We start from the raw sequence: 220 nt of genomic DNA on the forward strand, positions 1-220 counted from the left end.
ATCAAGAGCGAGCTCGCCGGCGAACAGCCGGTGATGCGCATCAAGGTGGACGAAGATCAGGCCGCACGACTCGGCTTCGACCGCGCCACCATCGCGAAGCCCGGGCAGGGGGCGCTGGCCGGCCCCACCGTCGGCACCCTGATGTACGAGGGTCAGGAGCGGGACATCGTCGTGCGCACGCCCGGCGCGACGCGCACCGCCGAGAAGCTCGGCGAGATTC

The 220-nt window shown here is 70.5% G+C and carries 1 protein-coding gene; it reads left to right on the top strand.

The window, feature by feature from the left end; translation table 11 throughout:
* A partial coding sequence (locus AMS65_RS19905; RefSeq protein ID WP_162231794.1) for an efflux RND transporter permease subunit occupies nt 1-220 on the top strand: 220 nt, incomplete at both ends.

The sequence above is a fragment of the Leucobacter celer subsp. astrifaciens genome, from assembly GCF_001273835.1.
GTDB classification, from domain to species: domain Bacteria; phylum Actinomycetota; class Actinomycetes; order Actinomycetales; family Microbacteriaceae; genus Leucobacter; species Leucobacter celer.